Genomic DNA, 16,349 nt, shown 5'->3' on the forward strand with positions numbered 1-16,349 from the left:
CGCTCGGAATGACATGATCTGTCAACACTGCCAATTTGGGAGAGAATTCTGTCAACGAATTACTCAACACTTATAGGTATGACGAAGTTATGTGTTCCCCACTTTGTGGCGCGGGGCCTGTCCCAAATGCAGTCGCATTGAAGTAGCGCGGGGGCTTGTCCCCCGCTCTGTTTACTGGTAATGGAATGTAGCGCGAGGACTTCCCTGCTCCGCACAGGATGCACGTCGCCTGGAGAAAACTGATCCTGCGCCCCACGCGGGGACAAGCTTTCGCGGGATTGACGGACAAGTTGCGGTCCCACTCTGTGTAGCGCGGGGGCTTGTCCCCCGCTCTGTTTACTGGAAAGAGAACGTAGCGCGAGGACTTCCCTGCTCCGCACAGGATGCGCGTCGCCTGGAGAGAATTAGTCCTGCGCCCCCACGCATTGACGAGTTTTCGCGGAATTGACGGGCGAGTTGCGGCCCTATTTCGTGGCAAGAACCGCTTGGTTCTACACGGTACGCCACAGCCAAAGCACACAAAACTCCAACGAGTGTCTTTGATGCGAGAAACGCAATCAGTGAAGGCTATGCAAGAGTTCCAAAGCAGTTTCTTGCACACTCCCGCCTGCGGCAGCGGTAAAGCGGCTCCAGCGGCCCATGTTCACCTCATAGCCGCCCTCCTCATAGGCGATCGGTGTGGGGAAATAGCCCTGGTAGCAGTTGGCGTATCCCACCACGAATGTGCGGCCAAAGGGCGACTGTTCTTTTATGTCTAGTCCAATCTGGCAGAACAACTCGCCCGGCACGCCCACCCACGCGCAGTCCCCAATCGTCATTACTTGAATCTCGCCCACTTCTTGGCGCGCATCGTTGCGAGTGAGCATGTACTTCTCCCGCGCAAGGCGGTGCTTGTTTGCCTCAGCGCGTACTTCGGCAGCCGTCGCGCCGCTGCGCTGAAGGCGCTCCACCTGTTCGCTTGCGGCGGCGTATGCGCGTTCAGCCTCGCTGTTCGTGGGCAAGTCGGTGCGGTAGGACCAATGCACGTACTTTGAAGTAATCTGAACACCACGTTCAACGGGTGGAACTTCCTCCGGCAACAATGAAGCCGCCACGCGCAGCACCTCGCCGGCAAGTTGCAGCCCCATCTCACGCGCGTCGCGGACGTTGCGCCGCACCACCGGCGGATTGACGTCGCCGCACGCACCCTGCGTGAACAGCGCGGTGACACTTGGCCCCAGGGCCGCCTCTACCGCGGCCATGGCAAAGCCGGGATAGTCCGCCGAAACGAGCGGCTGGCTCATAGCACAGATGGGGTGTGCCGTGAAGTTGCACAACACAGCTAGCGGCGATCCGTCGGGGCGCTGGGCGAGCAACACGCCCACCTCCGGGTCAATCGGGCCGCGGCGCACCAACTCGCCGGGCGCGGTTTGGTCCCAATTGCGATACACTTTGCCGTCGCTCCGTACCACGCGGCGGTTTTCTGATACCCCGTATATCTCACCGGAATGTACCTTAATGGACGCCGGTTGGCGCTGCTGCCACGCGGCGATCGCTGCCCCCGCCAGATCATGTCCAAGCTTCTGCACCCACGGCCAACTCAAATCAAGGGTGGAAAGATCAATGGATGCATGGCTGCTGTGGGTATGGCTGGCGCTGAGCATCACATTCTCACCTGGGATAGACGTATGTGTTGCCACCTGCTCCCGTACCCTGGCGGCAAACGCCGCTGGCGGGAATCCAATCATGTCGCAAGCGATAAGCGCAACCGTCCGCTCGCCATCATCGATCACGAGTGCTTTCGCCCACAGATCGTCGTGAACGCCCAAAAACGGGTCGTGCCGGTCCCAGTCGTAGCCAAGGTACGGCATACTTACATCGGGCGTTATGCGAATGCGCGCAGTCCCCACCTGGAAGTATCCCTCGCGGTCATTCATCGTCATGCTCACTTCACTTGTGCGCTTCGGTCGGTCATTTCGGAATACTCTCATTGTGCAGGATACACACGATTCGCGGCGACTGTCGAAAGGCCCGCAGCGTGCTCACTACTCACACCCTGCCTTGCCCCAAGAAAGCATATGCTCCGGCTGCTCTCTTGTATAATCAGGAGACACATGCGCCACGCACATAAGTAAAGCAGTTGGATGGAGGCACCCATGCGAGATATTCCGCACCTCTTTGACGCCAACGTGTTTCTCGGGCCGGTATTTCTTCGGCACGACGAAACACCGGACGATGTCCCTCGGTTGCTGGCCGTAATGGATGAGAACAGCATCAGCCGTGCGCTCGTCACCCACGGCCTTGCCAAATGGCAGCATCCCGCCGCAGGCAACCGGCTCGTCATCGAAGAGACCAAGGGGGTGGACCGGCTCGTGCCGTGTTGGGTCGTCATGCCGTCCGTGGCCGGGGAGATGCCCCCGGAGCGCGAGCAAGTTGCACAATTGCTGGAATCCGGCGCGCGCGCAGCGCGACTTTGCACGGGCATAAATCGACTTACCCTGGAGCCATTTGAAGTGGACACGCTGCTCGAAGCCTTGGCCGAACGAAGGGTACCGCTGTTCCTGGATTCTAACATCCGTCATTGGAGTGAGCCGCGTCCGTGGGCTTTCATCGAATGGGCCGTTCGCACGTATCCCACGCTGCCGCTCGTGCTCTTGCGTGAGCCGCCGTCGAACTTTCGCACACTGTTTACGCTTATGGATCGCTACGCCAACCTGTATATCGAGACGTCGTACATGCAGGGCCACGATGCCATCGCCCTCATAGCAGATCGCTGGGGTGCGGACAGGCTCGTCTTTGGCACCGGCATTCCCGTGTGGGACCCGGGCATGGCCATCACCGGGCTCACCTACGCCAGCTTCTCAATTGAGGAACGCGATGCCGTTGCCGGCGGCAGCCTGCAGCGCTTGATCGATAACTGTGTCGTCTGACCGTCATGCGCTTGGCCTCTGTACATCCTTCAACCCTTCGACAAGCTTCGGATAGGCAGGCTCAGAGCCTGCCCCGGACTTGATACAGGGACGAACGGAGGCGCGAGTCACGGCTGAGAAGAGGCCCTGGATTTGTACCACGATACAATTGGTTACCCAATTCAACAGCGAGAAGGACGTAAAGATATGGCACAGGCAACTTCAGCGGCGGAAAGCGCAGCAATGAGCATACAGGAGGCCGCCCTGCGCGGCGAACCGCTTACAGATACGTTCATCGTAAACAACCACAGCCACCTCGGCTTGTACTATGGGTTCGCCCAGCCCAATCCGGATGCCGATTCCCTGGTGCGCACGATGGACCGCGTGGGCATAGACCAGTCGTGCGTTTTTTCCAGCCTGGCGATTACGGCAGACATGCGCACCGGCAACGACCAGAATCTGGCAGCGGCGCGACAGCACCCTGACCGTATACTGGCCTACGCCGTGCCGGACCCCAATCTCGCCGGCCAGGTCCGCGACGAAATGCAACGCTGCATCGACGCCGGGGCGCGCGGCATCAAGTTCCACACCGGGCTGCATGAGTATCCCTTTGCCGGACCCGGCTACGTTCCCGCCTTTGAATTGGCGGACAGGCATCGGCTGCCATTGATCAGCCACGGCGTAGACTCACCCGACGTGCTGCGGCGCACCGCCCGGGCATATCCCAACGCCCACTTTATCGTGGCCCACGCCGGTGCGGGGCGTAAGCACCCGGCATTTGACCCAATCTATGATGTTGCGCTTGAGGAGCCAAATGTCTACCTGGATACTGCCGGTTCCGTTGCACCGTATGGGATATTCGCGCAATTGGTAGCGCATGTAGGCGCCGGCAAAATACTCTACGGCGACGACTTTCCGTGGATGTGCCCCACCCACCAGATCGGTCGCATTCTGCTGGCGCCCATCACCGACGACGAGAAGAAGCAGATTCTCGGTGGCACGATGCAGCGGCTGTTGGGCACGCGGCAGTGACCGGACTGGCGGTTAGGATGCTCCATCGCCTCGTGGCCTTCTCCACAGCCCAAAGTGCATCCTCGAATGCCTTGAAGAAGTGCACGTGCTCTTCCGATTCTTTAAGATTGCCGGCGCTCTACTGTCATTGAGTAGGTGCTCTTCTGCCATTGTGCAGGCGTCCTCTTGTCACTGTGCAGGCGCTCCTTTGTCATTGTGCAGGCGTTCTACCGTCGATGTGCAGGTGCCCTTCTGCCATTGTGCAGGCGCTCCTTTGTCATTGTGCAGGCGCTCCTTTGTCATTTCGAGCGCCCTTCTGTCATTTCGAGCGCAGCGAGAAATCTAGAATGACTGCACTATGAAATGCTGATTGGCGACAGCACTGCCGGCACTTCGCCCTGCCCATGATCGAAGTCAGGTCGCAAGACAGATACACAGGGCACCTTTCCCCACATCGAAATTGGGTCCCTGCGGTGCAATGTAGATGGATTCCCGCTTTCGCGGGAATGACGGATCGAGATGCTCCCTCTCCTTGTAGCGCGGGGGCTTGTCCCCCGCTCTTCACGGCTCATAATTGGCTGTTGCGTAGCCGGTTTCCGGCTTGCGCGGAATGACTGGTTGGACGCACCCTCGCCACCCAGCAGTGCACACAGACCGCTTTGGTACCGCCGGGGGCTTGTCCCCCGCTCTTGATGGCTCATGATTGGCTGTTGCGTAGCCGGTTTCCGGCATGCGCCGGGATGACGACGCGTGTGCCGTTCGTTAGACTGGCATACATGCTGACCACAGTCCTTGTGAGTCCGCTTACGAATAGACGCGCCTGCTGAGGAACCATCCATGAAATACCTAATGCTCTCAAAGCCCCTGGAAAACCTCTCCTACCCTGAGCTTGCCGACACTGTGGCCGAGCTTGGCATGGACGGCATTGACCTCACGGTGCGCTCACCCGGCCACGTCTTGCCGGAACAGGTCAAGACCGACCTGCCCAAGGCGGCGCAGGCCGTCCGCGAGCGGGGATTAGAGCTTGGCTGGCTAACTACGGCGATCGACAGCGCCCAGTCGCCCTATGCGGAAGACATTATTGCCGCGGCTGCCGACCTCGGCATCAACCAGTTCAAGCTGGGCTATCATCGCTACGCCGGTTTTGGCGAAATGGGCCGTCAGATCGCTGAGGTCCGGGAGCAGTTGCGCGGCATCGAGGGGCTCTGCCGGCAGTATGGCGTACAGGCCGGCATTCACGCGCACTATGGGCCCACGCTTTCGGCCACCACTCACGTGGTCTCGCTGCTGCTGGAGGATTTCGACCCCGCCGCCATCTGCTACTATCCCGATCTCGGGCACATGGGAGTCGAAGGAAGCTTTGGCGGCTGGATTCACGGACTGGACCTGCTCGCAGACCGCATTGACATGCTGGCTTTGGAGAATGTGGCTCAGTTTCGCGCAGTAGACCCGGAAACGGGTGCGGCGTCCTGGAGTACGAAGGTTGTGCCGTTCGACCAAGGCTTCATCCCCTTCGCTGAAGCCTTCCGGTACTTGAAGCACATCGGCTACACCGGCTACGCTTCGTTTCAGGCCGAGTATCGGGGCGCGAACAGCTTTGAAGACATGAACCAAACAGAACTGCTCGCTCAAGTGAGCCAGGACCTGCGCTACACCAAACAGCTTGCTGACGCAGTGGGCCTATAGGCGAGACGGCGTTTCTGTAGAGACCGACCGCACATTTCGCGCTTTCTCTGCGTAGCCGCAATGCTACAATGTGCGGACAGGTGTTCTCTTGTGTAGACGCAGTCCTTTGAGCGCCGATTTGGTCGCATTGAGATTTTGATTTCGCAACTACGAGTGAGAGAAGCAGGGAGCAGGAACGCATGGATCGCCCAAACATCATCCTGATCACGACTGACGAGCAACGGTGGGATACGCTCGGCTGTTACGGCAACCAGAAGGTCAAGACGCCGACCCTGGATGCCCTGGCAGCAAAGGGAACGCTCTTTGCCAAAGCGTACAACCAGAACCCCGTGTGTATTCCGGCCCGCGCCTGCTTGCAGACCGGGCGGTACACCCGCCAGCACGGAGTTTCCTACATGGAGGCGGCCGTCGACAGCACGCCCGGCCTGCCGCCGTGGGAACGCACCTTCATGGAGGAGCTGCAGGACGCCGGGTACGTTACTGCCGCCTTTGGCAAGATACACATGATGCCGCCGAAAGGCTATAACGAAACGCAACTTACCGGCGGCAAGGGATCGCGTTGGACACAGTCGTATGGCTCGCCGCTGGGTCCCGGACCTTTGGGCCCCGTATACGCGCGGTGGCTCGACTCCGTGCATCCGGGCGGCTATGAACTCATCTATGAGCAACGCCGCGAACCCGTATACCGCAAGTACATGACCGCCATCACCAATGTCCTGCCGCTGGAAGAGTATATCGACACATGGATCACCGAGAACACCCGCGAGTTTGTCTCCCGCGACCACGATCAACCCTTCTTCGCCTGGTGCGGCATTTGCGGCCCGCACGGCCCGTTCGATCCGCCGCGACCGTATGACAGCATGTACCCATCCGATTTCGTGGACGTCTCACCTACGTACCTGGCGGATGATAGCGACAAGCCCAAGCATCTGCAGAACGGGGGCGGCCGCTTTGCCAAAGAGCCGGATGACAGCCTGATCCGGCGCGTGACGGCCTTCTACTGGGGGCTTTGCACGTACATTGACGACATGATGGAACGCCTGTTTCAGACGCTTGAAGAGTGCGGCAAGGCCGACAACACCCTCATCATCTTCACCAGCGACCACGGGGACCACATGGGCGATTGGTCTCGGGGCGGCAAAGGCACATTCTGGGAAGGCTCCGCGCGCGTGCCGTTTATCGTCGTGCCGCCGGCGGACTTGCCCCGCGTGCCCAACGTGGATGGCGTGATCGGCACGTTTCAGGTCGCGCCGACCATCCTCGACTATGCCGGCGTGGATATCCCGCGAGAGATGCAGGCCACCAGCCTCAAGTCCGTGGTGGAAGGCGCTGAAGACGCGCCGGGCTTCGCGCTCTGCGAGTATGAGGACAACAACCAGGTCGTGCGCGGCAAGTCCATCACCACGAACCGCTACAAGTACGCCTTCTGGAACACCGAGGACGGGCAAGAGCTTTACGACATGGAGAATGACCCTCTGGAGTTACACAATCTCGCCCGCGATCCAGGATCGCAAGACCTCGTGCGCCAGCATAAGGAAATGCTGCTCCAGCACTTGCTCGATAGCGAGAAGCCGATACGCCGCTGGTAAGCGATGGGTGCGCCAAGAATGAGGCGCCACTGTAAACGAGGTATCCAACCAGCCGCAATCGGTGCCGCAGCGATCAAACTGAATACAGAATCTAAGAGGGGCGCACGATTGTGCGCCCCTCTCGCATTGCGGCTAGAGCCGAATGCTAGCTTCCGCCCAGAAGAAAATCATCTCTCCCTGCGGAAAACGCTTCTGCCTTCTTACGCTATTACTCCGCTGCCAGGGCAGCAGCGACCTTCTCAGCGGCGTCGGCGGTTACCCACTCGCGCCAAGAGTCATTGTTCTGCAACCACCACACGGCGACTTCAGCGTAGTCGGCGCCAGTCTCCGAGAAGTACGTCTCGGCTTGACGCTGGTTGCCAAAGTTCCAGTCCCACTTGCCGAGAAGTTCGATCACGTCCGGAGCGGATTCTTTGAGATCCGTGTTGACGGCAATCACAACCTCAGCCACGGGGTATGCGCAAGCATTACCGTCGGCCCAGCACTCTTCGTTATAGGTCGGCTCTTCGAGAACATAATAGCCGCCGAGTTCGGTCTCCATTTCAAAGGAGAACGTCGTCGGGCCCCAGTAGTAGAACAGCACCGGCTCTTTCTTTAGGAAAGCCGCGCGAATCTCGCTCTGCAGAGCGGCATCCGAGCCAGGATTGACCAGTTCAACCGCGTCGCTCAAGCCATAGGCCACGACCTGATTGGCATTCACTTGCTCGCACGCCCAACCGGGAATGCACGAAAGCAAGCGTGCTTTGCCGTTCGAGTCCGGCGTCACGAAGATTTCCATATGGTCCGCGAGGTCTTCCACTTTGCGCAAGTTGGGATTCTCATCCGCAACATACTGCGGAATGATGAACGCGGACTGCCAGTTGTCCTCCAGGCTCTTGCCCACAACTTCAACTGAGCCTTCCTCCAAAGCCAGTAGGAAGGGCTCTTCCTGGTTTGGCAGCCAAATTTCCATGGTGACGTTCACGTCACCGGCACGGAGCGCCACCAGCATGGGAACGGTATCGCCAAAGACCGCATCGGTCTCATAGCCATAGCCGTTCTCGATGATATAGCGTGCTACCGCGTTCTGGATCTGGGCGCTATCCCAGCTAAGGTCGGAAAAGACGATGGTGGGCTTTGCCATCATCTCCGCTTCCTCTTCTGCCGGCGTCACCACGGCGGTGCCGCAGGCAGCGAGCGTAAGCATAAAGGCGAACATAAGTGCTAGCATGCCGCCGAGTGATTTCCAAGTTCGTGTTTTCATTACGTTGGGATCCTCCCCCTGTTTCTGCTAATCTCCATGGCATTATGATGCCAAAAGTCTCCAACCGCTATCAATCGATAACCACCTCCGAAAGGTCTTAAGTCCGTAATGCTTCTTGCCTACTCTTAGCCCACGCCTGGGTGATGCGGTCGATGATGATCGCCAAGAAGACGATACCCAGTCCGCCCAGCAGTGCCTGCCCCGGTTGCGCGCGCGAAAGCGCCCGCTGCACGTCTTCGCCCAGGCCGCCGGCGCCGACCAGCGAGGCAATCACCATCATTGCCAGCGCCATCATCGTGGTCTGATTGATGCCGGCCATGATCGTCGGCAACGCCATTGGCAACTGCACCTTGAACAGCAGTTGCCGGTGGGTGGTGCCGAACGAGCGTGCGGCCTCGACCACCTGCGGGCTGACTTCCCGGATACCAAGACTGGTAAATCGGATAGTCGGCGGCGCCGCGTAGATAATGGTGGCAAAGACAGCGGGCACGTTGCCAATTCCAAAAAACATAACAACCGGCACGAGATATACGAACGACGGCATTGTCTGCATGCCGTCGAGCAGCGGCTTCAAGACTGCGTCAAACGTGTTGCTGCGCGCGGCCAGCACTCCGAACGGAATACCCACAACGATGGAGAGAAAGACTGACACGACGATGAGTGCCATGGTCTCCATGGCACTGGCCCAAAGCCCGAACACGCCGGTCGTGAGCAAAGCAACCACCGCAAAGGCGGAAAACTTCCAGCCGACGGTGACCCAGGCAATCAGGGCCGCGCCAACCACAATCACCGGCCACGGCGTCCACAGAAATGCGGTCTCTATCCACAGCAAGAACCGCAGCACGGCATCCGCAACTAAATCGAACACCGGCCCCCAGGCAACGGTGATGTCATCCACCCAGTCATTGATCCGGTTACTGATGCCGCGGCTCCAGTCGAGCGGAAACTCGGTTCTGGGGCCCCACGCCAAGACCATCACGACAAAGAAGGCGAGAAAGCCGCCAACAATAAGCGCGGCCCGGGAGGGTCCCGCCGCGCCGTTCCGCGTCGCCTCACGAATCTCGACAGTCGTTTCTTTCAAACGCGTCATTACTGCCATATCACGCTCCGGCTACGCGCCGGCCTCCTCACGTTCTTCAGAAAAGACCGCCTCGGCGAGCACATCCCGCTCTATCATGCCAACCAGCCGCTCTTCGTCGTCTACTACTGGGATCTTCCCTTCCTGAGGCCACGCTACCGAGAGCGCATCCTCAATACACTGCCCTGCCAGCACCGGTTCGCAGCGACGGGAGACAGCATATTCGATGGTAGCGCTGCCGTTCCCGGCGGCATCGCGCGCTTCTTGCCGGCAGATTTCTCCCCGATAGCGGCCATCCTCTGCAATGACGAACGCGGCCTCGACGCCACCAGACTCTAACTGAGCAAGGGCGTCCCGTGCCGTCGTCGTGGGTTTCAAGAGGACTCCACACCGTTCCATGACGTAGCCGACGGTGACAATCGAAGACGTGCGCACGTCGCGCGTGAAGTCGGCCACGTAGTCGTCAATCGGATTCGCCATGATTTCTTCAGGCGTGCCAATCTGAACGATGGCCCCATCGCGCATAATGGCGATGCGGCTGCCCAGCTTGGTAGCCTCGGCCAGATCGTGGGTAATAAAGACGATGGTCTTGTGCAACTGCTCTTGCAGGCGGATAAGCTCATCCTGCATATCCCGCCGGATGAGAGGGTCCAGCGCACTGAAGGGCTCATCCATGAGCAGAATTTCGGGATCGCAGGCCAGGGCCCGCGCAAGACCCACGCGCTGTTGCATGCCGCCGCTGAGAGCTGCAGCGTGGTACTCTTCCCAGCCATCCAGACCGACCACTCGCAGCAGTTCGGCCGCTCGCGCACGCCGGTCTTCCCGCGGCACCCCTTGCACTTCCAAGCCCCAGGCGACGTTATCGATTACCGTGCGGTGGGGCAACAGGCCGAAGTACTGGAAAACCATGCCGGTCTTCTGCCGGCGCGCCTCCGTGAGTTCTTCATCGGTATAGCTGAGAATGTCCTCACCGTCGATGATGACTTCACCGACGGTCGGCTCTATGAGACGTATGAGACAACGCACCAGCGTGGACTTGCCACTGCCGGAGAGGCCCATGACGACGAAGGTCTCGCCCTGATGGACGTCGAAGCTCACGTCGTGCAACGCCAGCACCGAGTCCAACTCGTCCTGGACTTCGTCCTTCGTCTTACCCTCGAGGGTCTCCCCCACGTCAGGTCCGTCGGCCGGTCCAAACACCTTCCACAGGCCACGCACGCTCACGCGCACTTCGCCGTTGGCCGAAGTCGGTAGTTCCGGCAATTCTTCCGTTGCTTGGTTCATGACTACTCTTCGACCTCCCTGAAGTTACCGGCAGCTCGTTGCCGCGGATCGAAGCACTGTAGCTTCAGGATCGCAACACCAACCCCGCAGTAGTCATAGTCAGGGTACCAAGCTGGTATGCCCCTTGCAACCCTGTTGCACTATTTCTAAGCCAGAAGCCTGTCTGGTCAATGCAATAGGACAACCCCTCTCATTGACCCACGCGCACGCAAAGAGTCATACTGAGGGAGATGGATCGGCACACGCAATAACGCACCAAGAGGAGTACATCCATGGCCGAGAAGCAACGTCTCAGCATCGAATACTGCACCTCGTGAGGCTACCTCCCGAAAGCCGTCAGTTTGACGGAACAAGTGCTGGATAAGCACGAACAGAACATCGAGAGCCTGGAGCTCATCCCTTCCGGCGGCGGCGCCTTCGAAGTCACCCTGGACAACAACGTCATCTTCTCCAAACACCAGGAAGGCCGCTTCCCCGAACACGACGAGGTGCTCAAACACCTGCGATAGACGCGAGCGGCACATTAGCGCCACAACTTCCAAAATGAGCACGGTGGCGCGCTGCAGTATACCCGCAACCAATGCCGGCCTCGTGGCAGCACGAGCCGGCGTTGCACTTAAAGAGGCAGAATCATTTGGATCGTCTATAGGACCACTCTATATCCTCAGTTGTGAAGATTACGTGATATGAGCCGATTCAACCTCCCCAAAGACAGCCGGCGCCGCCGGTCGATTCGGCTGCGAGGCTATGACTACTCACAGGAGGGCGTCTACTTCGTCACTTTGGTCGTCCAAGATCGGGCGTGTCTGTTCGGCCAGGTTGTTGATGGAGACATGCGCCTGAGCAATACAGGGTGTTTGGTGACAGATGCTTGGCAATGGCTGGAGACCCAGTATCCTTACGTAATCTTGGACGAATTTGTTTTGATGCCGAACCATCTCCACGGCCTCATCATGATCACTGACGAAACGCGTAGGGGCGGTTCGCGAACCGCCCCTACGCATGCAAGCAATCGCATGCCTCTGGGGCGTCTGATTGGCGCGTTCAAGACCGTCAGCACGAAACGGGTGAATTGTGCCCACGGGCTTTCCGGCAGTCCCTTGTGGCAGCGAAATTACTTCGAACACGTGGTGCGCAGCGAGGATTCCCTGACAAAGATACGCCAATACATCCACGATAACCCGGCGCGCTGGGAACTCGACCGGGAGAATCCTTTGGTAGCAAGCATGCAACCAAGACGTAGTTGACCGCATTGGGCGCGGCTGAATCCCGGTAGGGGCGGTTCGCGAACCGCCCCTACGCATGCAAGCAATCGCATGCCTCTGGGGCGTTTGATTGGCGCGTTCAAGACGGTAAGTACGAAACGGGTCAATTGTGCGCATGGTCTCTCAGGCAGTACCCTTTGGCAGCGCAACTTCTTTGAGCACATCGTGCGCAGTGTAGATTCACTGATGAAAATTCGTCAGTACATCCACGATAACCCGGTGCGCTGGAGATTCGATCGAGAGTACCCATTGGCAGCGCCATAGAAACCAGGGGTTGTGACCGCCTCTGCGGAAGCCAACACCTAACGGCGCGCCTGCTTGCCTCACTGTCGGGTGGCGGAGGTAATCTGTGTCGTCAGTCTACGTCTTGTACTTTTTCCTCTAACTAGTCTAGTATAGACTAGTACACAATTGGTGAATGGACCCTCAGTTCCAAAGGAGTCTGCATGTGAAAGAGCCGGCTACACAGCGTGTTTGGACCGTGGCCGAGGCTAAGGCGCGGCTCTCTGAAATCCTGCGGCTCGCGGAATCCGAAGGGCCGCAGCGTATCGGCGCCAGGAAAGCCTTCATCATAGTGCCGGCCCGTGTCTGGGCTGAGAAGGAATCGCAGCGCAAACCGCTCGGTCGCTGGCTGATCGAGAATACGCCGCGTGGGGCTGAGCTTGCAATCCCCAGCCGCCGCGAGAGCGGACGCACAATCCCGTTTGTCAATGAAGCAGACGAATGAGCAGCTACCTCCTGGACACAAACGTGGTCTCGGAGTTAGCGAGGCGGATTCCACACCCGGCCGTTTTTCGTTTCCTGGACACGCAGGATGACCTTTGGCTATCGGCTATCGTCCTGGGAGAGCTTACGTTGGGCGTTCACCTTCTCCCACATGGCCGCCGTCGCGATAGCTTGAGCGACTGGTTGTCACAATTTATAGCGGACTTCGGCCAGCGTGTATTGCCCATCGAGCGGTTGGAAGCCGAGCGAGCCGCTGCGTTCCAGGCACACGCGCGCCGAGAAGGTAGAGTGTTGCAACTGGCCGACGCGCTCATCGCGGGAACGGCAGTGACGAACGATCTGACGATAGCAACGCGCAACGTCAGGGATTTCGATGGCCTGGACGTTGCCGTTATCAATCCCTGGGATGTCCCATGACTGCTCTCACCAAAGCCGCCCTAGGACAGGCGTTGGCCTCCCCCTATTCCTGATTTCTGCTGGGTCGAGCGAGACCGTCGATCCGTTTCCCCTTCCGTTCAGGACACGCCACACCGTCACGCCGGCACGTGTGGGAATCTTCCCATAGCCCTATAGTTGCGCACGTCAACCCGCAATGAATGATTAAACGCAGAAAGGCAAGAAAACCCGAAAAACAAACCTAGAATCCCTTGACACCCCTATATGTTGTTTCCTATAATTTCCTCTACACCAAGATATACCTTCGTCGTAGCATTTAGGTAGCACCGCTACAACCACAAGGTTACCTTGGATCCCTAAACAATGCCTCCCCCTGCGCGCAGCACGCGCTGCCGCATCCACCGAGGAGAATCCAGCCATGGCGGTCATTCACACCAACGGCAGAAGCACCAACGGTCAACCAATGGCCGAGCCTGAATCCGGCACCATGCTGGATGGCATCCGGCAGAAGGTCTTTGCCGACAGATATACCTTAAAGGATGAGACCGGCGCTGCCTTGGAGCACTATCCGGAGCAGATGTGGCGGCGCGTGGCCGGCGGCATAGCCGCCGTGGAAGAAGAGCAGAACCGCGCTGCGTGGGAAGAAAAATTCTACCGGGCGTTGCAGGACTTCAAGTTCGTTCCCGGCGGCCGCATCCTGGCCGGCGCGGGCACGGGCCATGAGGTCACCTTCTACAATTGCTATGTGATCCCCTCGCCGCAGGATAGCCGCGGCGGCATCCTGGAGAACCTGAGCGTGATGACGGAGATCATGGCGCGCGGCGGCGGCGTGGGCATCAATCTTTCCAGCCTGCGACCACGTGGTTCTTATATTCGCTCGGTGAACGGCACCGCCAGCGGGCCGTGCTCCTGGGGCGAGCTGTACTCGGTGGCCACCGGCGACGTCATCCAGCAGGGCGGCTCGCGCCGCGGCGCGCTCATGCTCATGCTGGACGACTGGCACCCGGACATCGAGGAGTTCATCACGGTCAAGACCGACCTCTCCCGCATCAACCACGCCAACCTTTCCATCTGCGCTTCCGACTCATTTATGGAAGCGGTCAAGGCGGACGGCAATTGGGACCTGGTCTTCCCGGACACGACCGATCCGGAATACGACGAAATCTGGAACGGCGACCTGGCCGCTTGGCGCGCCCTGGGTAAGGGCGTCACAGTTCATCGCACGGTGAAGGCGCGCGAGGTCTGGGCCAAGATCTGCGAAGCCGCGTGGCGCTCGGCAGAGCCCGGCCTGGTCTTTATGGAGCGTTACCAGAAGCGCTCCAACACCTGGTACTTCGAGCAGATTCGCTGCGTGAACCCTTGCGGCGAACAGGGTTTGCCCGAATGGGGCGTGTGCAATCTCGGGGCGATAAACCTCTCCGCGTTCGTGCAAGACGGCGTGATGGACTACGAATTGCTGGCCGAGACGTCGAAGATTGCCATCCGCTTTCTCGATAACGTAATCGACGCCACGCCGTACTTCATAGAGGACAATAAACGCCAACAACGCGACGGCACGCGGCGGACGGGCCTGGGCACTATGGGGCTTGCCGACGCGCTCATAAAGATGAAGGTGCGCTACGGCAGCGAAGAGTCTATGCCCGTCGTCGAACGCATCTACCGCACCATCCGCGACGCTTCCTACAGCGCGTCAGTCGATATTGCCAAGGAGAAGGGACCGTTCCCGGAATTCGAATCCGATAACTATATGCAGGGCTCATTTATTCGGCAACTACCCGCTGCCCTGCAGAATGAGATAGCAGCGCACGGTGTCCGCAACGGCGTGTTGCTTACGCAGGCGCCCACCGGCACGACGTCCCTGCTCTCGGGCGTGTCAAGCGGCATTGAGCCCGTGTTTGACTTTGCCATGAAACGCGTGGACCGCACCGGCGAGCACATTCTCTACCACCCGCTCTACAAAGAGTGGAAAGACTCCCACGACGGCGAGCCCGTGCCGGATTACTTCGCCTCCAGCAACGACCTGCGTCCGGAAGAACACGTGCGTGTGCAGGCGGTCATCCAGGAATATACCGACTCCAGCATTTCGAAAACCGTCAACGCGCCGAATTCCTATGAAGTAGCCGACGTCGAAGAACTCTATACCCTGGCCTACGATCTTGGCTGCAAGGGTATAACCTTCTTCCGCGACGGCTCGCGCACTCCCGTACTCTCCCGCGTGGAGGAGAAGAAGGAAGAGGACGTTAAGGATGCCAACAAAGCTGCTGACAGCAATCAGGCAAGCAGCGCGGCGGTACCGATAGAGATGCACCCGCGCAAACGCCCGGCAGTGGTCGAAGGCGTGACCGTGAAGAAACTCACGGCCCGCGGCGAACTCTACGTGACCATAAACGCCGTCGGCGAGGGCGAGGACCGCCGTCCTATCGAGATATTCCTTACCCTCGGCAAAGCCGGTACGGCCGATCAAGCGTACCTGGAAGCGCTGGCGCGCTCGATCACGCTTGGTCTGCGGAGCGGCGTGCCGATCAAGGAGCACTATAAGCACCTGCGCGGCATTGGCTCATTGGACGTGATGGGAATCGGCCCCAACCGCGTGCTCTCGGTACCCGACGCCATCGCACAGGTGATCGCCGAGATTTACAACATTCCTACCGGCGCGAACGGCGTGAACGGTGCGGCGGCCACTGAAGAAGAATCCGTCGTGCAACTCGGCTTGGCCGGCGCCCAGGCTGCAAACCCGACTCGCGAAGCGCGGCATGGCGAGATTTGCCCTGACTGCGGCGCGGCCGGTGTGGTCTACGAAGAAGGCTGCGAGAAGTGCCTCGTCTGCGGGTACTCACGCTGCTAGCAACGCAATCTCCAATTTTTCCCTCCAGCACCGGAACCACAATGAATTTCGGATCCGCAAGTGCAGAATGAACAGGCTTCCAGGAATAGAGGAGGTGCTTACAAGCAGATCAGATCGAGGCGCTCGCACACGTAGGCGCAACATTGAGCGGTCAGACTGACGGCCTGGCGAATGAGCATACGCGAGAGATCGGCTCTAGGCGTGCAAACCTGACTCACACAAGCCACCTGTCAGTCTAAGACACTCGCACGTGTTCCCCCTTGAGAGCCCGACCTGCCACACGTTCCCCCATACCTCACTTCGACTACCTTCCCACAACCTTTCAAGTGCTGCGAAAC

At 59.2% G+C, this 16,349-nt stretch carries 14 protein-coding genes; 10 read left to right on the plus strand and 4 right to left on the minus strand.

What is annotated here, in order from left to right; all coding sequences use genetic code 11:
- Positions 1–557: 557 nt before the first annotated feature.
- Complete coding sequence (locus tag OXE05_01335; protein ID MCY4435959.1) at positions 558–1,922, minus strand: neutral/alkaline non-lysosomal ceramidase N-terminal domain-containing protein; 1,365 nt, start codon at positions 1,920–1,922, stop codon at positions 558–560.
- A gap of 213 nt (positions 1,923–2,135) precedes the next feature.
- Here OXE05_01335 and OXE05_01340 point away from each other — a divergent pair, with 213 nt between their 5' ends.
- The 4 genes from OXE05_01340 to OXE05_01355 all read left to right on the plus strand — a co-directional run bounded on the left by OXE05_01340 (position 2,136) and on the right by OXE05_01355 (position 7,174).
- Positions 2,136–2,909, plus strand: coding sequence for an amidohydrolase family protein (locus OXE05_01340; protein MCY4435960.1), 774 nt, complete (start codon positions 2,136–2,138; stop codon positions 2,907–2,909).
- A 186-nt stretch (positions 2,910–3,095) separates the two neighbouring features.
- A complete protein-coding gene (locus OXE05_01345) occupies positions 3,096–3,920 on the plus strand; it encodes an amidohydrolase family protein (GenBank protein MCY4435961.1) in 825 nt (274 codons plus the stop codon).
- A gap of 816 nt (positions 3,921–4,736) precedes the next feature.
- A complete protein-coding gene (locus tag OXE05_01350) occupies positions 4,737–5,585 on the plus strand; it encodes a TIM barrel protein (GenBank protein ID MCY4435962.1) in 849 nt (282 codons plus the stop codon).
- 179 nt (positions 5,586–5,764) lie between these two features.
- Entirely contained in the window at positions 5,765–7,174 is a 1,410-nt protein-coding gene (locus OXE05_01355; protein MCY4435963.1) for a sulfatase-like hydrolase/transferase, read from the plus strand.
- Positions 7,175–7,382: 208 nt separating this feature from the next.
- Here OXE05_01355 and OXE05_01360 read toward each other — a convergent pair whose 3' ends face one another.
- The 3 genes from OXE05_01360 to OXE05_01370 form a co-directional block, all read right to left on the minus strand.
- Positions 7,383–8,417, minus strand: coding sequence for an ABC transporter substrate-binding protein (locus OXE05_01360; protein ID MCY4435964.1), 1,035 nt, complete (start codon positions 8,415–8,417; stop codon positions 7,383–7,385).
- Positions 8,418–8,514: 97 nt separating this feature from the next.
- Complete coding sequence (locus tag OXE05_01365) at positions 8,515–9,393, minus strand: proline/glycine betaine ABC transporter permease (GenBank protein ID MCY4435965.1); 879 nt, start codon at positions 9,391–9,393, stop codon at positions 8,515–8,517.
- Between the two features lie 135 nt (positions 9,394–9,528).
- The gene (locus tag OXE05_01370; GenBank protein MCY4435966.1) at positions 9,529–10,779 is read right to left on the minus strand and encodes a betaine/proline/choline family ABC transporter ATP-binding protein; all 1,251 of its coding nucleotides are present in this window, start codon (positions 10,777–10,779) and stop codon (positions 9,529–9,531) included.
- Between the two features lie 272 nt (positions 10,780–11,051).
- On the opposite strand from OXE05_01370, the gene OXE05_01375 reads away from it, so the two are divergent.
- The 6 genes from OXE05_01375 (at position 11,052) to OXE05_01400 (ending at position 16,011) form a co-directional block, all read left to right on the plus strand.
- A complete protein-coding gene (locus OXE05_01375; protein MCY4435967.1) occupies positions 11,052–11,288 on the plus strand; it encodes a SelT/SelW/SelH family (seleno)protein in 237 nt (78 codons plus the stop codon).
- A 177-nt stretch (positions 11,289–11,465) separates the two neighbouring features.
- Positions 11,466–12,026 carry a transposase gene (locus OXE05_01380; GenBank protein MCY4435968.1) on the plus strand — a complete coding sequence of 187 codons (561 nt, stop codon included), beginning with the start codon at positions 11,466–11,468 and terminating at the stop codon, positions 12,024–12,026.
- Between the two features lie 69 nt (positions 12,027–12,095).
- Complete coding sequence (locus OXE05_01385; protein ID MCY4435969.1) at positions 12,096–12,308, plus strand: transposase; 213 nt, start codon at positions 12,096–12,098, stop codon at positions 12,306–12,308.
- 184 nt (positions 12,309–12,492) lie between these two features.
- The gene (locus tag OXE05_01390) at positions 12,493–12,771 is read left to right on the plus strand and encodes a hypothetical protein (GenBank protein ID MCY4435970.1); all 279 of its coding nucleotides are present in this window, start codon (positions 12,493–12,495) and stop codon (positions 12,769–12,771) included.
- Positions 12,768–13,187 carry a type II toxin-antitoxin system VapC family toxin gene (locus OXE05_01395; protein MCY4435971.1) on the plus strand — a complete coding sequence of 140 codons (420 nt, stop codon included), beginning with the start codon at positions 12,768–12,770 and terminating at the stop codon, positions 13,185–13,187. The genes OXE05_01390 and OXE05_01395 overlap by 4 nt, the downstream gene beginning before the upstream one ends.
- A 397-nt stretch (positions 13,188–13,584) precedes the next feature.
- A complete protein-coding gene (locus tag OXE05_01400; protein MCY4435972.1) occupies positions 13,585–16,011 on the plus strand; it encodes an adenosylcobalamin-dependent ribonucleoside-diphosphate reductase in 2,427 nt (808 codons plus the stop codon).
- Positions 16,012–16,349 lie beyond the last annotated feature (338 nt).

Source organism: Chloroflexota bacterium (genome assembly GCA_026710945.1).
Classification (GTDB): Bacteria; Chloroflexota; UBA11872; order VXOZ01; family VXOZ01; genus VXOZ01.